General features: G+C 43.5%; 13 protein-coding genes. 2 read left to right on the top strand and 11 right to left on the bottom strand.

Translation table 11 applies throughout. The features are described from left to right. Nucleotides 1-6: 6 nt before the first annotated feature. The 7 genes from BMW45_RS19340 to BMW45_RS19310 form a co-directional block, all read right to left on the bottom strand. Complete coding sequence (locus BMW45_RS19340; RefSeq protein WP_092247800.1) at nucleotides 7-1,020, bottom strand: LacI family DNA-binding transcriptional regulator; 1,014 nt, start codon at nucleotides 1,018-1,020, stop codon at nucleotides 7-9. A 106-nt stretch (nucleotides 1,021-1,126) separates the two neighbouring features. Continuing rightward, a complete protein-coding gene (gene ilvD / locus BMW45_RS19335) occupies nucleotides 1,127-2,785 on the bottom strand; it encodes a dihydroxy-acid dehydratase (RefSeq protein ID WP_092247798.1) in 1,659 nt (552 codons plus the stop codon). A gap of 49 nt (nucleotides 2,786-2,834) precedes the next feature. Beyond that, a complete protein-coding gene (locus tag BMW45_RS19330) occupies nucleotides 2,835-3,539 on the bottom strand; it encodes an ABC transporter ATP-binding protein (protein ID WP_092247795.1) in 705 nt (234 codons plus the stop codon). Between the two features lie 3 nt (nucleotides 3,540-3,542). Then, on the bottom strand, nucleotides 3,543-4,310 hold the full coding sequence (locus BMW45_RS19325) for an ABC transporter ATP-binding protein (protein ID WP_054789386.1): 768 nt from the start codon (nucleotides 4,308-4,310) through the stop codon (nucleotides 3,543-3,545). After that, a complete protein-coding gene (locus tag BMW45_RS19320; RefSeq protein WP_092247792.1) occupies nucleotides 4,310-5,173 on the bottom strand; it encodes a branched-chain amino acid ABC transporter permease in 864 nt (287 codons plus the stop codon). Before BMW45_RS19320 ends, BMW45_RS19325 begins: the two co-directional genes overlap by 1 nt. A 12-nt stretch (nucleotides 5,174-5,185) precedes the next feature. After that, entirely contained in the window at nucleotides 5,186-6,058 is an 873-nt protein-coding gene (locus BMW45_RS19315; RefSeq protein ID WP_025232209.1) for a branched-chain amino acid ABC transporter permease, read from the bottom strand. A gap of 27 nt (nucleotides 6,059-6,085) precedes the next feature. Beyond that, nucleotides 6,086-7,303 (bottom strand): ABC transporter substrate-binding protein, encoded by a 1,218-nt coding sequence (locus BMW45_RS19310; protein WP_092247789.1) that lies wholly within the window; start codon nucleotides 7,301-7,303, stop codon nucleotides 6,086-6,088. Nucleotides 7,304-7,687: 384 nt separating this feature from the next. Here BMW45_RS19310 and eda point away from each other — a divergent pair, with 384 nt between their 5' ends. Beyond that, a complete protein-coding gene (gene eda / locus BMW45_RS19305; protein WP_092247786.1) occupies nucleotides 7,688-8,641 on the top strand; it encodes a bifunctional 4-hydroxy-2-oxoglutarate aldolase/2-dehydro-3-deoxy-phosphogluconate aldolase in 954 nt (317 codons plus the stop codon). Between the two features lie 199 nt (nucleotides 8,642-8,840). Here eda and BMW45_RS19300 read toward each other — a convergent pair whose 3' ends face one another. From BMW45_RS19300 to BMW45_RS19285, 4 genes are all read right to left on the bottom strand, one after another. Then, complete coding sequence (locus BMW45_RS19300) at nucleotides 8,841-10,208, bottom strand: PQQ-dependent sugar dehydrogenase (protein WP_207649110.1); 1,368 nt, start codon at nucleotides 10,206-10,208, stop codon at nucleotides 8,841-8,843. A 94-nt stretch (nucleotides 10,209-10,302) separates the two neighbouring features. After that, a complete protein-coding gene (locus BMW45_RS19295; RefSeq protein WP_092247783.1) occupies nucleotides 10,303-11,148 on the bottom strand; it encodes a 2-oxoacid:ferredoxin oxidoreductase subunit beta in 846 nt (281 codons plus the stop codon). Then, nucleotides 11,149-12,816: a 2-oxoacid:acceptor oxidoreductase subunit alpha gene (locus BMW45_RS19290; protein WP_092247780.1), complete on the bottom strand. Its 1,668-nt coding sequence runs from the start codon at nucleotides 12,814-12,816 to the stop codon at nucleotides 11,149-11,151. It lies immediately after the preceding gene. Between the two features lie 607 nt (nucleotides 12,817-13,423). Then, nucleotides 13,424-13,966, bottom strand: coding sequence for a DUF4489 domain-containing protein (locus tag BMW45_RS19285; protein ID WP_092247778.1), 543 nt, complete (start codon nucleotides 13,964-13,966; stop codon nucleotides 13,424-13,426). A gap of 622 nt (nucleotides 13,967-14,588) precedes the next feature. On the opposite strand from BMW45_RS19285, the gene BMW45_RS19280 reads away from it, so the two are divergent. Further along, nucleotides 14,589-16,601: a KUP/HAK/KT family potassium transporter gene (locus BMW45_RS19280; RefSeq protein ID WP_092247775.1), complete on the top strand. Its 2,013-nt coding sequence runs from the start codon at nucleotides 14,589-14,591 to the stop codon at nucleotides 16,599-16,601. Nucleotides 16,602-16,700 lie beyond the last annotated feature (99 nt).

The raw sequence follows: 16,700 nt of genomic DNA, 5'->3' as shown, positions 1-16,700 counted from the left end.
TATCTCCTATCTTGTTGAAGCCCGTATAATTAAATCTGTCTCCAACAGCTCTTTTAACGGCTGGGGGAGCACTCCCTTCTCATCTTTATATTGAATTTGATGAATCAGATTATTGGTCGCTCTTACACCTATATCATAAAATGGCTGTGCCACAGTGGAAAGCGGCGGCTCCACCATCCCTGAAAGGGTTACATTGTCAAAGCTGAGTACAGAGACGTCTTCCGGAATACGGATCCCCATCTCATGAAGGGCATGAAGAATAACAAATGCCTTCGGGTCGCTGGTCGCAAAAATCGCATCCGGCCTGTCTTCCGAGTTCATCAAAGCCTGTGTCATGCTGTAGAAGCTGCTGCTTCCTGTAGCCTCCCTCATAACCAGGTTTTCATTATAAGGGATGTTATGATCTTCAAGTGCCGCCCGGTAACCCCGATGACGCTCATTATACAAATAGAGGTTCTCCCGCCCCAGAGCCAAAGCAATTTTTTTATGTCCGGATCCGATCAGGTAACGGACTGCATTATAGGCCGCTTTAAAGTTATCAATGGCAACAATATCTATTTTTCCCTCGTCCTTGGCATAAAAGCGGTTTATAAGCACAAGGGGGAATCCTTCTGTGCGGAGGTTTCTTATATGGATAGAGTTTGGAAGCATGGAGCCTACAATAAACCCATCCACCAGACGTGATTTCATTGTAGAAATATAGTCTTTTTCAACACCGCTGTTCTCGTCGGTATTGCATAGAATTACTGTGTAATTTTTTTGTCTTGCCGCATCTTCGACCCCCCGCGTAATCATGGGAAAAATAAGGTTCTGGATATCCGGAAGCATAAGGACTATGGTATTGGTCCTGCCCATTTTCAGACCTTTTGCCATGACGTTGGGGCTGTAGCCTGTTTTCTGGATGGCGTCCATGACACGCATCCTTGTGTCATCACTTACATAACTTTTTCCACTTAAAACTCTCGATACGGTTGTCGCTGAAACACCTGCCAATTCTGCAACCACTTTAATATTTGTCATTCCAATCACCTCAATATGTGAATTCCATAATATGGATTCTTTTCCCTAATTTTATCACACATTGTCAGAATATACACGAAAATTCAGCATAGTCGTTTAATTGCATTCAGTCTTCCCAAAATACGGTTGCTCCACGGTGTGCTGAGGTACAATTTTTGCGGTAAAGATTTAACCACCCCTTAGCCGGTTTATGAACGGGTTCGAAACATTTTCTTCTGTCAGCAAATTCCGCTTCCGTCACATCTACCGTCAGCATTCTCGCCTCAACATCGATATAAATCATATCTCCGTCTTTGATCAAAGCCAGGTTTCCGCCTTCATAAGCCTCCGGACTCACATGACCGATTGCGAGACCTCCGGTTGCTCCCGAAAATCTGCCGTCCGATACAAGGGCAAGCCGGCTGCCAAGTCCTTTTCCGAGAACAGCTGCCATAAATGTCTCCATATGGGGCATTCCCGGGCTGCCCTTCGGTCCTTCATACCGGATGATTACAACATCGCCGGCCACAATTTCATCCCTTAAAATCGCATTCCAGGCATCGTCCTGAGAATCGTAGCACTTGGCCCGTCCAGAAAATTTCCATGCCGCCGGATCTACCGCACTGAATTTGACAATCGCACTGTCCGTTCCGATATTGCCGTGAAGAACGGCAAGTCCACCCTGTTCATGGATGGGATTTTCCACAGAATGAATCACATCCATATCCTTATTTTCAGCAAGTTCCGCCTTATTGCCGATGGTGCCGAACATACCGCCCGCTGCCGTATCGATTTTCCCCGCTTTGGCAAGTTCCTTCACAACAGCCCCAAGCCCTCCGGCCGCATCAAATTCTTCCATTGTATAAGTTGGATGGTTGGGATAAATGGTGCTGATAACGGGCACTTCACGGCTGATTCTATCAAAGGTTTCAGGGACAATATCGCATTTTACCTGACGTGCAAGTGCCGGGATGTGAAGCAGGCTGTTGGTAGAACCTCCCGTTGCCATCATATAGCGTACGACGTTCTCAAAGCTCTTTTGTTCTATAAAATCACTTGGCCGTCTTTCTTCCTTTACTGCCTCCACAATCTTTTCAGCCGCTTCCCTTGCCATCTCATGCCACCGGGGGGTCTGGCTGCGGACACTTGCATTACCGTGAGGAGAAAGGCCAAGAACTTCGGCCATGGCGCACATGGTATTCGCCGTTCCCATAAAGGGACAGGCTCCCGGAGTCGGGCAGGCATTTCTCACGATTCCTTTGTAATCCTCTTCGCTCATATCACCCGCAATGTAGGCTGCATAAGCCTGCTTTGTATGGGTCAGAGTCAGCATTTTCCCCTTATAATGACCTGCAGCCATGTATCCGCCTGTAAACATAACGGTTGGAATATCCACCCTCAAAGCGCCCATGATCATACCCGGAACAACTTTGTCACAGGTTGCCATGATAATCATGCCTTCCAGCATGTTTAATTCTGCAACCGTCTCCACTTCACTCGATACCAGATCTCTGGCCGGAAGCGTGTAACGGTCCCCCGGTGTATTGGAGCAAATTCCGTCACAGACACCGGTGATAGGAAGTTCCAGTGCAAGTCCACCGGCTTTATAGATTTCCTCCTTCATCTCTGCGATGACATCTTTAAAGGGGAAATGTCCCGGATTCATTTCATTCCATGAGTTTACCAGGCCGATTATAGGTCTGGCCGCATCCTCAGGCGATATTCCCATCGCATAAAGCAGTGTATTGCGATGATCCATAGACTCTTCATTCCACTGACGTATCATCTTTTCTCCTCCTGTCATTATCCCTAAATTGATACTTAATGACGCTGTATCAACCTCCCAGATAAGCTTTCCTTACAACATCAGACTTCATCAGTTCTTCACCTGTTCCGCAGATGTTTACCATACCGTTTTCAAGAACATATGCTTTATCACAGATCGAAAGCGCTTTTCTCGCATTCTGCTCAACAAGCAGCACGGTAATTCCGGAATCCCGGATCTCCTTAATTAAATCATATACCTGGTTTACAATAATTGGCGCAAGTCCAAGGCTGGGTTCATCAAGCAGCAAAATCCTGGGATGCTCCATAAGTCCTCTGCTGATAGCCAGCATCTGCTGCTCGCCGCCCGAGAGAGTTCCGGCAAACTGGTGCTCTCTTTCTTTCAGAATAGGGAAACGCTTAAACTGCTCTTCGATATCTTTTTCCAGCTGTTTTCTATGATGTAAATACCCGCCGACCAGCAGGTTATCACGAATGGTAAGGCCTGAGAAGGTTTTACGTCCCTCCGGCACGTGTACAATTCCTTTCGCAACGATTTTGTTAGACTTGGAAGGTATTGCCTCCCCCAGGAATTCGATGGTTCCTTCGACCGGTTTCACCAGACCGGAGATGGTCCGCAGGAGGGAGGTCTTTCCTGCTCCATTGGAACCGATGATACTGACAATCTGCCCTTCATCCGCTTCCACATGGACCTTTTTCAGTGCCCTGACATGACCATAGGTGACGCTTAAATCCATTACTTTCAGCATTGCCATGTGTTATCCCTCCTCCTTTCCAAGATACGCCTCAATTACTTCAGGATTTCTCTGTATTTCTGCAGGGGTACCCACTGCAATCGTCTTTCCGAAGTTCTGGACATGAATGATGTGTGAAATGGTCATAACCAGCTCCAGCCTGTGTTCTATCAAAAGAATTGCGAATCCAATATCTTTGGAAAGTCTTGAAATCAACTCCGTCAATTCCTGGACCTCTGTAGGATTCAGTCCGGCAGCCGGCTCATCTAAGAGCAGTACCTTTGGATTACACGTCAGCGCCCTTGCGATCTCAATACGGCGCTGCATGCCATAGGCCAGGTTTTCCGGCCGTTCATTCTTATAGTCAGCCATCCCCACCATTTCCAGGTAATGTTCGCAAAGTTCAATTCCTCTCTTTTCCTCGCTTTTGCGTTTCGGTGTTGGAAAAAGGCCTCCGATTATGGAATACTTCGACTGGGGATCAAATGCGCACATAACATTCTGCAATACGGTAAGTCCCTTAAATAAGCGGATATTCTGAAAGGTGCGTCCCATTCCTTCTCTCGTAACGAGATATTGTTCTTTTCTGGTTACATCCTTCCCATCCAGCATCACAGTTCCCTGATCCGCCGTGTATACATTGGATATAACATTGAAAATAGTTGTTTTTCCGGCTCCGTTTGGTCCTATAATTCCATGGATCTCTCCTGCATCTGCACGGATAGAAAAATCCTGAATAGCCTTTACACCGCCAAAGCTTTTATAAATATTCTTAACCTCCAGCAAGCTCATCAGTCTTCCTCCTTCTGCAGCTTTACCCGGCCTTTTCTTCTTAACAAATCTGCAAGCTCATACTCACCTAAAAGTCCCGAAGGTTTAAAGTTGATAATTAACAATACCAGGATTGCATAAATAATGCTTCTGTAATTTGCAAGCCCTCTTAACACTTCCGGGAGACCGCTTAAGATCGTGGCCCCCAGGATTGATCCTGTCAGGCTGTTCACGCCTCCGAAGAAAACCATGATTACCCAGTCGGCGCTCTTCTTCCAGCCGAAAATGCTGGGATCCACGTATGTAATATAGAAAGCATACAGGCAGCCACTGAAGGAGGTAAGGGCAACGCTCAATAGGAACGATGTGATTTTGATTTTTGGGACATTGATTCCCATGGCCTTGGCCGCAAGCTCATCTCCCCGGATCGCAATGCACTGGCGTCCGTATTTGCTGTTTTTAAACCAGTTTACCAGCAGGATTGCAATGACTGCAAACGTGAATGCCATCAGCGTTGTGGTTTTTTTCGGAATACCGATGAAACCGGAAGCGCCGCCTGTAAGCTTTGTCGTTCTGTTTAACAGAGCGGTAATCGCCTCTCCAAATCCAAGTGTAACCAGGGATATGTAATCCCGCCTTAACCTCACGGTTGGAATACCCACCACAAAGCCAATACCAACCGCGATTATAACAGCCGCGATACAGGCAAGGGGAAACGGGACACCCAGTTTTACGACAAAAATACCGGATACATAAGCTCCAACTGCCATGAATGCCGCCTGCCCAAGGCTGAACATTCCCGTAAGTCCTGTCAGAACATACACGCCCGCAACTGCTACAAGCGTAATACATATCTGCGTGAAAATATTCATGTATAATATCATTGTGAGTACCCCCTATGCCTTTTCCTGAATATTGCTGCCGGCAATTCCGCTTGGGCGGAGTAACAAAAATACAAGCATAATAAGGAAAATAAATACCGGGGTGTATCCCGAACCCACAGTACTGATTAACAGTGTCTCAAGCAGCCCGAGAAGCACGGCTCCGATGATCGCGCCCGGCAGACTTCCCAGACCTCCGATTACCGAAGCAATAAATCCTTTTACTACCAGGCCGCCCAGAGTCGGATACAATGTGTAGTTAATGCCCAGAAATACACCTGCAAGTCCGGCAAGAGCACCTGAAACCACAAACGCAAACTGAATAATCCGTGTAGCATCAATACCCATCAGGTTCGCAGTATCCCTGTCAAAACTGACGCTTCGGAGTGCCCTGCCGATTCTGGTTTTCTGAATAATATAGGCCAGTACAAGGAGTGCAACAGCGCTGGTGCAGAACATCAGGAGATCTGATGTAGAAACAACAACCGACCCAAACTTAATTGCCGCCTTTTTAAAGAACTGAGGATAGCTGTAAAAATTTGCCCCAACTTTCAAGGTAACAAGTCCTTCATACAGCGTTCCTAATGTAATAGAGGAAACGAAAAAGTATACGGAAGAGCTGTTACGCTGTATTATACGGCGAAATGCCACAAATTCTCCAATCAGTGCAATGCAGCCGCCCGTTACTATCGCAACCAGAATTGTCGGAATCAACCCCAGTCCTTTGGAAGCTACCAAAAAGTATCCAACAAACGCACACAGCGTCATGGTAGCACCATGAGAAAAATTTGAAAACTTTAAAACATTAAATATCAATGAAAAGCCTGTCGCAATCAGCGCGTAGACAGATCCCGTCGCAAGGCCGTTGATTATAATCTGCAGTGACATGATATGCCTCCATCCATTTTAAAAGCTTTAGTTATCTGAGCTGAATCTTTCCAACATTTTTGGTGTTGTTCCTTCATAGGTAAACATAACCATATCAAGACCGGTAGTCATATGAGTATTTGGATCAATGGAGATATTTCCGGTAAGGCCTTTAAAATCCTTTACATTTTCAATCGCAGTACGAAGAGCAGCAGGGTCATCTGTTCCTGTTTCTTCCAGACACTTAACTGCAATTTTAACGATGTCATATCCAAGGAAAAATTTGTTGGTAGCTTCTACCCCTGTTTTTTCTTTAACCGCTGCAATCATTTTCTGAAGCTCCGGCTCCGTGTCATCCACATTGTTAATGCAGTATACGCCATCACTGCTACCGCCAAGCATAGTGTTGAAAGGCGGACATGCATCCAGGCCGCAGATGATTGCGCCTTCATATCCCAGCGCACGTGCTGCCGTAACAATGTTTACAAGATCCTTGGTGTAGTTTGGTGCATAGATGGCATCAACATTTGCATTCACGATAGGGGACAGTAAGGTTTTAAAGTCTGTATCGTTTGCATTATAAGCAACCTGCTGTTTCCCATCAACCGTACCGCCGTTTTCAGTAATTGTGGAAATGAAAGGATCTTTCAAAGAAAGCGAGTAGGCATTACTTTCATTATAAATAACGCCGAAGGTCTTAAAGCCGTTCTTCATAGCGTACTTTGCCATAATGGCTCCCTGCTGGATCGCATTGGGCTGAAAACAGAACATGTTCTTATATGGAGTGCCATCCGCCTTAAGCTGTGCGCTGGGATCCATGGCAAGGCCCATAACCGGAACTTCATACTGCTCCGAGGTTTCCTTAATAGCCAGAGCGATATTTGCAACTGGCGGTCCTACGATAAGGGAAACCTTGTCAGAAGTAACCGCTTTTGTATATGCGTTAATAGCTTCTGTTACATCCGCCTTGGTATCATAGGTGTTCATAACAAGCTTTTTCCCTTTTACTCCGCCATTCTCATTGATTTCATCCACGGCCCACTGCGCTCCTGCCTGCACCATCTGGCCAAGGCTGGAAGTAGCGCCCGTAATGTCCTGGAGACATCCGATTAAGATTTCTCCATCCGTTGCCGTTCCCCCCGCTTTGGTTTCTGTTCCTGATGATGCTGCATTTGCAGCGGTGGTTGAAGGCGTCTGGGAACTTCCGCATGCCGCCAGATTGAATGTCATCAGACCCGCACAAATAATTGCTATTGCTTTTTTCATATACACTTCTCCTTTTCTCTTTTGAAAGAATAAGCACCCCTTGTCAGATACTTTCCTCCGTTTTTTCGTGATACTTTGACAGTTTCCCTTTTAACCATCAATATGTTATCGTTTTCATACTGATTTTTAAAAAATTTAAAGAGTATTTTTCGCTATTTCGCTCAAATATCACTCTTTAAATTCAAAAACATCATACATCTTTTTTATATTTATGTCAATATATACAAAAAAACTTTTTTAAAATATTTATTTAGTATATGAAAAGGTTGTCATATACAGCGTTTTTTATGCCTTTTTGTTGACAACGATAAAGATGTGAGTATAATTTAGATAATCAGGATTAATAAAACACTATAAATTATCGTAATTAAGGAGTATTCAACTATGAATGAAATTCTGAATAGGATTCATAAAATCGGCATTATGCCGGTTGCAGTACTTGATGATGTAAAAAACGCGGTTCCTCTTGCAGAGGCTCTCTGCGGCGGGGGGATTCACTGTGTAGAAATTCCCCTCTCCACCAACGCAGCCGAAGAATCCATTCGCATAATGACAGAACGGTTTCCCCAAATGCTGATCGGAGCCGGCGACATTCTGACAGCCGCACAGGCCAGCCTCGCAGTTAATGCAGGAGCAAAATTTATCGTTAGTCCGGAGTTCTCATCATCTGTTGTAAAATATTGTATCGACAGGGCCATACCAGTAATACCGGGTGTTTCCACTCCGGACGATGTTGAAACGGCAATTTCATTTGGGCTTGACGCTGTAAAAGTTTCCTCTGCCGGACAGGATAGGGGCCTCCATATGAACCAGACCACGTATTCATCCTATAATCACATAAACTTCATTCCGGCTGACGGCATTAATGAGAAAAACAGCAATTCCTATCCGGCTTTCGATAATATTCTGGCCTGCAACTTTATGGTGGAACAGGAATTGATTCAAGCAGGGGAATTTGAAAAAATACACGAGCTGACAGCGAAGGCCATCCAGACTATGCTGGGTTTCGAATTCACCCATATTGGAATAAACCTCAGTACCGATGAGGAAGCAGAAAAAACAGCGGGAATATTTGAGGCAATGTTCGGATTTCAAAAAAGATCAGGAGCCGGTTCCATATTTGCCGGAACTGCCATTGAATGTATGAAACCTCCTTACTTCGGTACGAAAGGTCATATCGCTATCGCCACCAACTCCATTGTCCGTGCAAAAAATTATTTTGAAACAGCAGGTTATAAGTTCAATGAAGCTTCTGCAAAATTCAATCATGATAAAATGATTGTAATCTATTTTGAAGAGGAAGTCGGAGGCTTTGCTGTTCACATTCTTCAGCGGTGATTTGAACTGACAGAATTTGTTTCGAAATTAAAAGGAGGGATACCGATAGCTGAAAATATACCTTTCATCATTTGTCTTTGCTTCTTACCAAGTGTCCAGTCTCTATAAGATAAAATGAAAGCCGCAAGCATTCATGCCTGCGGCCTATAAATGGAGATAGTAGGTATTCCTTTCTTTTTCGAAGGTACTATTTTTTGCACTAATCCGTCCGGGTTACTCTCCAGATGACCCCCGTATTCGGAATAAACACATCCGGGTTCCCCTGAATATTCAGTCCGGTATCTACGATATACATTGCCCCGTCAGGACCGAATAACAGATGGACCGGTCTCTCAAGACCTCCTCCGTTTGACAAAGAGGACGGAAACCCAGTTCGATTGATAGCAAACGTGCTGATGGTCCTGGATTTCATATCGATTTTGGATATTCTGTGTCCTGCATTCGCATAAGATATGGTATCGCCGACCTGGGTGTGTATGGTGCTGCCATATTCAGCGATGTACACATCCCCGTAGGGACCGAATTTGGGATTATAGTTAAATTCAAACCCTCTTATGGAGGAATTGGGCGGAAAAGTCACGTAGGGCCTTGGGGGAATATTGGGCTGATTTTTAAAGAGAAGAGAAGGCTGTACACCTCCACTAGGCGTAAAACGCGGCGAGTTTACGGGTTCGCCTCCGGAATAATCCGGCCATCCATACCACAAATTAGGTGTAATATAATAAAAATCATCTGTAGCATTCTCGATGGGCCTACTTCCCACTGCCTGATAACCGTTATTGACCGCATACAACTGACCGCTGTAGTCAAATCTTAGGTAAGAAGGATTTCTGAATCCCCATGCGACCTGTTCTAAGTTGGAGCCGTCAAGATTTGCCCTTAGAATACTTCCCGACGCCTTGATATACCGCTTTCTGATCTCGTACTCTATATTGGGAATGCCATAGGGAGAAAAAGCCCCCGTTAAAGCGATATCATCGGGCAAGCCTTCTGTCAGTATGTTATTTGTTGCGAAGTTTTGTCCATAAAGCATGGTGTAATCTCCTGTGTAATCACACAGAAGAGGAGAAACTGTCACCCACTCATTGTCATTCCCAACAACACCGCTGTTAGTCACCGTTCCTTGTCCGAAATACATCTTATTATCCGGAGAAAAGGTAACCGGGCTGTTATAGTTATCGCCGTTGCTGGGCAGCCCCATAATGATATTCTGCCTTGTACCATCTTTGTATATCTTTGTGATAAATCCTCTGTGCGATACGTAGATCACACCGTTTAAATAATTAATCCCTGATATGGGGGTAATAAAATCATCTGCGATCGTTTCAAACTGACCATTGATCATCTGCAATATCCGGGGATTTCCGGAAGCCAAACCGGAATCAGCCACCAGGATCTCCCCGTTTTCATTAAAAACCATCCCAATCGGAGAATTCAGACTTTTTATAAATACTTCTATCTGATAACCTGTGACAATATAAATATCAGATGGATTCAAATACCTTTCCGTAAAACCATTGTCTTCATTGCAGGAGCTGATTTTTCTCCCATTACTATTATAGAACATTGGCTTTTTCCAGGAAATTTTTTATTACATTATATTCATGATTGTTAAAATTATACAGTTATGGGAAATAATGCAGCAAGCTTATTCCATTGAATTATATAAAGCTGTGAATCAGGTCCTTGAGCACGCTTTCCTCTGTTTTTTGTTCTATCAGTGGCAGTCCGTCTTTTAAAAGCCTGTTTTTTCTATGGAACTCCATTTTTTCTTCCCGATAGAGGATGCCGGTGGGAATTTTTTCACTGACTTCCATCGACATTTTAATGGCTTCCAGCCGATCCGTCGGGTCATAATCGTCTCCAAGAGGCGCCGCCATGTTTTTATAATAGGCAAAGGTATTGATTTTGTTGAAGCTGATGCAAGGCTGCAGGATATCCACAAACGCATACCCTGGATAAAGGATAGCCTCCTTCATGATCCTCACCAGCTGCTTTGAATCACCGCTGAAGCCTCTCGCAACAAATCCCGCTCCCGAAGCAATGGCCAGGAGCACTGGATTTAAGGGCGTATTTCTGTTGCCATCGGTCTGAACTCCCGTAATGAGTCCTTCACCGCTGGTGGGTGATGCCTGCCCCTTGGTAAGGCCGTATATCTGATTGTCATGAACAAAATGTGCGATATTGACATTCCTTCTTATGTTGTGAATAAAGTGGTTGCCTCCTTCGCCGTAAGAGTCCCCGTCTCCGGAATTTACTATGACAGTGAGCTCTTCATTAGCTATCTTGGCGGCAACTGCAGCCGGAAGTGCCCTTCCGTGAAGCCCGCAGAAGCTGTTGGCGCTTAAATACTGAGGCGTTTTCGCTGCCTGACCGATTCCTGCCACCATCAACACTTTATTTGGCTCTATGCCCAGCTCCTCCAACGCCGTTTTCAGGCTGTTTAATATGGAGAAATTTCCGCACCCCGGACACCAGGCTGTTTCATAAGTTGTGAATTTATCCATCTACTTGGAACCTCCTTTCAACACCTGCTTTGCAATTTCTTCTCCGGATATCTGTCTGCCGTCATATTTCAAGATGCTTTTATGGCATTCTATACCTGTCTGCTCCCTTATGAGAGAGGCCAGCTGGCCCGTGGCATTCTGTTCCACGTTGATTAAGATCCTGCCCTTTGCATAGATGTTCAGTTTTTCCTGAGGAAGGGGATAAATATCTCCAAATACCAAAGCTCCATATCTTCCATCCCCATTTTTATTCAGCAGGGATACGGCCTCCCTGATGGGACCATAGGTAGACCCCCAGCCTAGGAGAAGGGTTTCGCACTGCTCTTCTCCCATAAACTCCGGCTCCGACAGCTCCTGGATAAGGCCCTTTAATTTTCTCATCCTCTTATCCACCATTTGATTCCTGACTTCTGCCAATTCCGTTATCCAGCCTCTTTCATCATGCTCATCACTGTCAGCGGCCACAAGATGGCTGGTCAGTCCCGGGATAAGCCTGGGAGAGATACCGTCCTCCGTTATCCTGTAACGCAGATACTCCCCTTCCGCTTCACTGGCATGGCTGACCAGTTCCAGCCCGGATGTGTCAAAGGGCTTTACACAAGCCGTTGTATCTCCCAGATATTGATCACTGAGCAGTATGACTGGTATCTGGTATTTTTCAGCCAGGTTCAGCGCCCGGAAAGTCTGATAAAAAGCATCCTCATGATTTCTCAAAGCTATGACCAGCCTGGGGAATTCCCCCTGTGATGCAGAAATAACGAACTTTAAATCGCTTTGCTCTGTTCTTGTGGGGAGACCGGTCGCCGGGCCGGGCCTCTGCACATCCACGGCCACCAGCGGAATCTCCGCAATGCCGGAGAATCCCAGCGCTTCTACCTTTAAGCAGAAGCCGCCTCCGCTGGTCCCGGTCATGGCCCTTGCTCCCGCAAAGGAAGCGCCCAATGCCATATTGACCGCGGCGATCTCATCTTCCGCCTGCTCCACCACGATCCCAGCCTCATATCCAACAGAAGCCAGATATTCCAAAACAGCCGTGGAAGGAGACATGGGGTAAGCGGAATAAAACTTAAGCCCACCAGCCACCGCACCAAGTCCCAGGGCCTTGCTGCCCGAAATGAGCATGTAATCCTTATATCCGCCATCCAGATGCTTAAATTTCGCTTCAACGGCTGTGTAGCCTGCTTCAACCGCCTTTACATTGACCTCAAGGAACTCTTTCTTCATGACACCGGCCATGACTTCACCTGCATATGTAAATGGCTCGCCAAAGAGCTTCAATACCGCGCCCACCGCCACGCTGCCGGAAGCCTTCATATTCCCCAGTTCTTTCGCTATTTTATTCATGGGAAGCTTAATGATTCTGGAATCCTCATCCGGATAAGCAAAGCTGCTGTCACATAATATAAATCCTTTGGCCGTCAGTTTATGCTTATGCAAATCAATGGTTTCCTCATTTAAGGCTACAATCCCATCCAAAACATCGCTGTGTGAGGTTATTTCCTCCGTCCCGAAGCGAAGCAGGGAAAAATTGTGCCCGCCGCGCACGCGGGACATGAAATCTCTGGTGGTATAGATATAATATCCGGAATGCTTCAGCAGCTTTTCCAGAATTGCGACCGTGGTGTCAATGCCCTGCCCGGCAGCACCACCAATCAGAATATTATACATAGACTTTCCTCCTTTTGAATTTTGACTAATTATATCTTATTTTTGCAATATTATCAATATTCCTCTTGATATACTCGAAATATTTACATTTAATTTGTTAATTTTTTATTTATTCCAACAAAATATTTTATAATTCATAATTAGCAGACTAATCAATGGACCAGCTTGGATGAATTTCCTTTTATTTTGCAGAATCATCGGGCTTCAACCGCTTTTCGTATTCCGAATACATAACCCCTACTTTTATTTCCGATGATAAAAAGGCACATCCTCGTAGTTTAAGATGTTCCTTTCATTCTTTGTCGTTAATTTAAATCAAGTATCCGTCCTTAAAAGTAAAAAAACGCAAGTTTTTATACCTGCGGCTTATCTTAAAAGTGGGGATAGTGGGATCAGAACCCATGAGCAAACATTAGTGCAAAAGCCTGTAAGTACCGGAATTCCTTTTAAATACGAGGTTTTCCGGTACTTTAATCTTGTAGATTAGAGCAGCAAAGTGCTCTAAAAACAATACATTTACATCACGATGCAACACGAGATACAACACATTTCGTACTTTTCTACTAATTCCAAATTTTAAGCATTTTTTGTATTTAAGCATTTCCTACTATTTACAGACATTGCAGTCATTATCTACTATAAGCGCGGAAAGTGAAGCATGATTAATAGAAGTAACGCCTACTGTAACAATACTTGCAACCCTTATGACAACGCTATATGTGCAGCATTCATCATCACAGATATCACAGTCACAAACAAAGAATGAAAATGTGTCACTATCAGTAATGGCTAATGACCGTGAAAACGTCCAAATAGGTCCGATGGGAAAAGGTGTCACTATACGTTTGCAACGCTTGAATATATGAAACTCAAGTATGAGAGCTGCATCCGTAGTTGCAATCTCACTTGTAAATTCAAGTTTAATACAAGGTTTTTTAAAATCTTTAATATTAACGTTAACTGTAGCAAGAGTAAAGCGGGTATCGGCTCTAGTATTAACTGGAAGCACTAAAGACCCTGAATTACCACACTTTAACATTGTCCTATTTGGTTTAAGTTTCTTTTGATGGGTTTCGCACTTAAAATGTCGTTCACATTCTTGGAATTCATCACTATCACATTCACAATCTTGAATATAGCAATCACTCATAAAGCTACCTCCTAATATATAGACAGACAAAATAATATTTGTACCAACCGATATTCCATTATATTATTAAAAAAGGAGTATGCTACACTTTAGAAGGTACAATCTATTTATGGGCCCCAAATACCGGATACCCGTCTATACAAAATGCTTTGCCAAACCCGGATACTGCAGTAGGACCACTATTCTCATAAGTGACATTCCTATTGTTCCATGAGTCTTTCACATTTGTCTAACAAATATATTTCATAGGAACTATTGAAAATAAGGAGGATTAGTGCTAGCATACAATAATCAGGACCAATGGCTTCACATTAGCAGAAAGAAGTACTTGATGTTGTCTGCCACCAAATCCTGCACAATTTTGCAGCTTCGCAATCAGCTTAAGGAATATTTAATTTGACATACCTAATTCTTTCTTGTAGAATACCCATATCAAAAGGGAGTAGTTTGCACTGAATAGGTGTTTGCGATAGCATCAATACGATTATAATCAACGCTTTTAAAGCATACTATAATCTGCATCGCAACGAAGTAACAAGACTTTTGTTGTAATGTTTATGTTACAGCAGGGGTTTTTTTTTGACTTTTTTACAAAAAAGCAAAATACAGCAAAGGGGATATCATGGAATTATCATCAAAACACTCTGACATTTCAAAATTAACACTTGGAGGAACTCTGGTAACATTAGGAGTCGTATACGGGGATATCGGTACTTCTCCGCTTTATGTTATGAAATCCGTTATTTTCGGGAATGGGGGAATCCAACATGTTTCAGAAAATTTTATTCTGGGAACCTTATCTCTGGTATTCTGGACTCTCACGATTTTAACAAGCATAAAATATGTTTGTATTACACTAAAGGCAGACAACAATGGAGAAGGTGGCATCTTCTCACTTTTTACACTTGTCAGAAGCCGTTCCAGGTGGTTGATCATACCTGCCATGATCGGAGGTTCTGCACTGCTAGCTGATGGAATGCTGACACCGGCAGTAACCGTTACATCAGCCGTCGAGGGACTTAAATTGCTCCCAGTATTTCAAGATCTTTTTGGCAATAGCCAGAAAAATATTGTTTTACTTGTTATTTTCATAATCTGCGTCCTGTTTTTTATCCAGCATATAGGCACTGAATTTATTGGGAAACTGTTTGGTCCCATTATGTTTTTATGGTTCTGCAGCCTGGCTTTTTTTGGTATTATCAATTTAGTGGAAAATCCATTCCTGCTGCGCGCATTGTCCCCTCATTATGCAATCAATATCCTGTTCAGCGACGATAACAAGCTTGGCTTTTTTATTCTGGGAAGCATATTTTTATGTTCTACCGGAGCAGAAGCACTCTACTCTGATATGGGACATGTAGGCAGAAAAAACATCTACTTTACATGGCCATTTGTCAAAATATGTTTATTGCTGAACTATTTTGGACAGGGTGCATGGATTTTATCTGCAAAAAATAATCCTGCTCATGCCTTAATAGAAGATATCAATCCTTTTTATCAGATGATCCCTCATGGTATGCTGATATATGGTATCGTAATTTCTACTTTTGCCGCTATTATCGCATCACAAGCTTTGATTTCAGGTTCCTTTACTCTTGTATCGGAAGCAATCAAGCTGAATCTGTTTCCAAAACTTCACACGTTATATCCTTCCCATTTAAAGGGCCAGCTTTACATTCCTGCAATCAACCGGATTTTATGCTTTGTCTGTATCGGAATCGTTCTTTACTTTCAAAGTTCCGAGAAAATGGAGTCCGCGTATGGTCTTGCCATAACAGTTACCATGCTTATGACAACCATTCTGTTATTTAACTATATGCTGAAGAAAAAAACACCCATTGTGCTTGCGGTCATCATGCTTGTTTTCTTTATGAGTTTTGAAGTTTCTTTCTTCCTGGCAAACGTTCTTAAATTTTTCCATGGTGGATTTGTTGCTGTCATTATTGCAGTTACCATCTTATTTGTTATGTATCTCTGGGACAGGTCTCATATTATAAAGATGCGCTACGTGGAGTATGTACCGATTAAAAACTACATTCCGCAGCTAAGCCAGCTATGCGCTGATCCAGAAGTTCCAAAATACGCCAGCAACCTTGTATGCTTAAGTAACTGTTCTAATCCAAAGGAAATCGAACGTAAAATCATGTACTTCCTTTTAGATAAACGCCCCAAAAAAGCGGACGTCTACTGGTTTGTAAACGTTTCCGTAACAGATGAACCTTATCAGGCTGAATATGCGGTTGAAAACTTTAATACGTCCAATATTATGAAAATAGATTTAAAACTTGGATTCCGTATCGACCAGAGTCTGAATGTTTTTTTAAGGCAAATATCAACAGATATGGTAAAGAACAAGGAAATAGAACCACAGACCAGCACATACTCCATTTTGCCTAACCGCAGCCTGGGAGATTTCCGATTTGTGTTTATTCAGGAAATCCTTTCCCATGAATCCGCTTTATCCGCCTGGGACTCTCTTCTGTTAAGAACCAAGTTCTTCATACAGAAATTTACCGCATCCCCAACGAACTGGTTTGGACTTGATACCAGTGATGTTTATATTGAAAAGGTTCCGATGTTTCTTGGGCATTCAGATCACGTTGTCTTAAAAAGAAACGATGGGAAAAAGAGTTAATAAGATAAAAAGTTAAGGACTTCTATGAAAATCAATTCATAGGAGTCTTTTTTTTGTAACCACCGCACAGATACATAATCTAGCATAGTGCGGTAGCCT

The organism is Lacrimispora sphenoides, from assembly GCF_900105215.1.
GTDB lineage: Bacteria > Bacillota > Clostridia > Lachnospirales > Lachnospiraceae > Lacrimispora > Lacrimispora sphenoides_A.
This window is presented reverse-complemented; position numbering and strand designations above follow the sequence as displayed.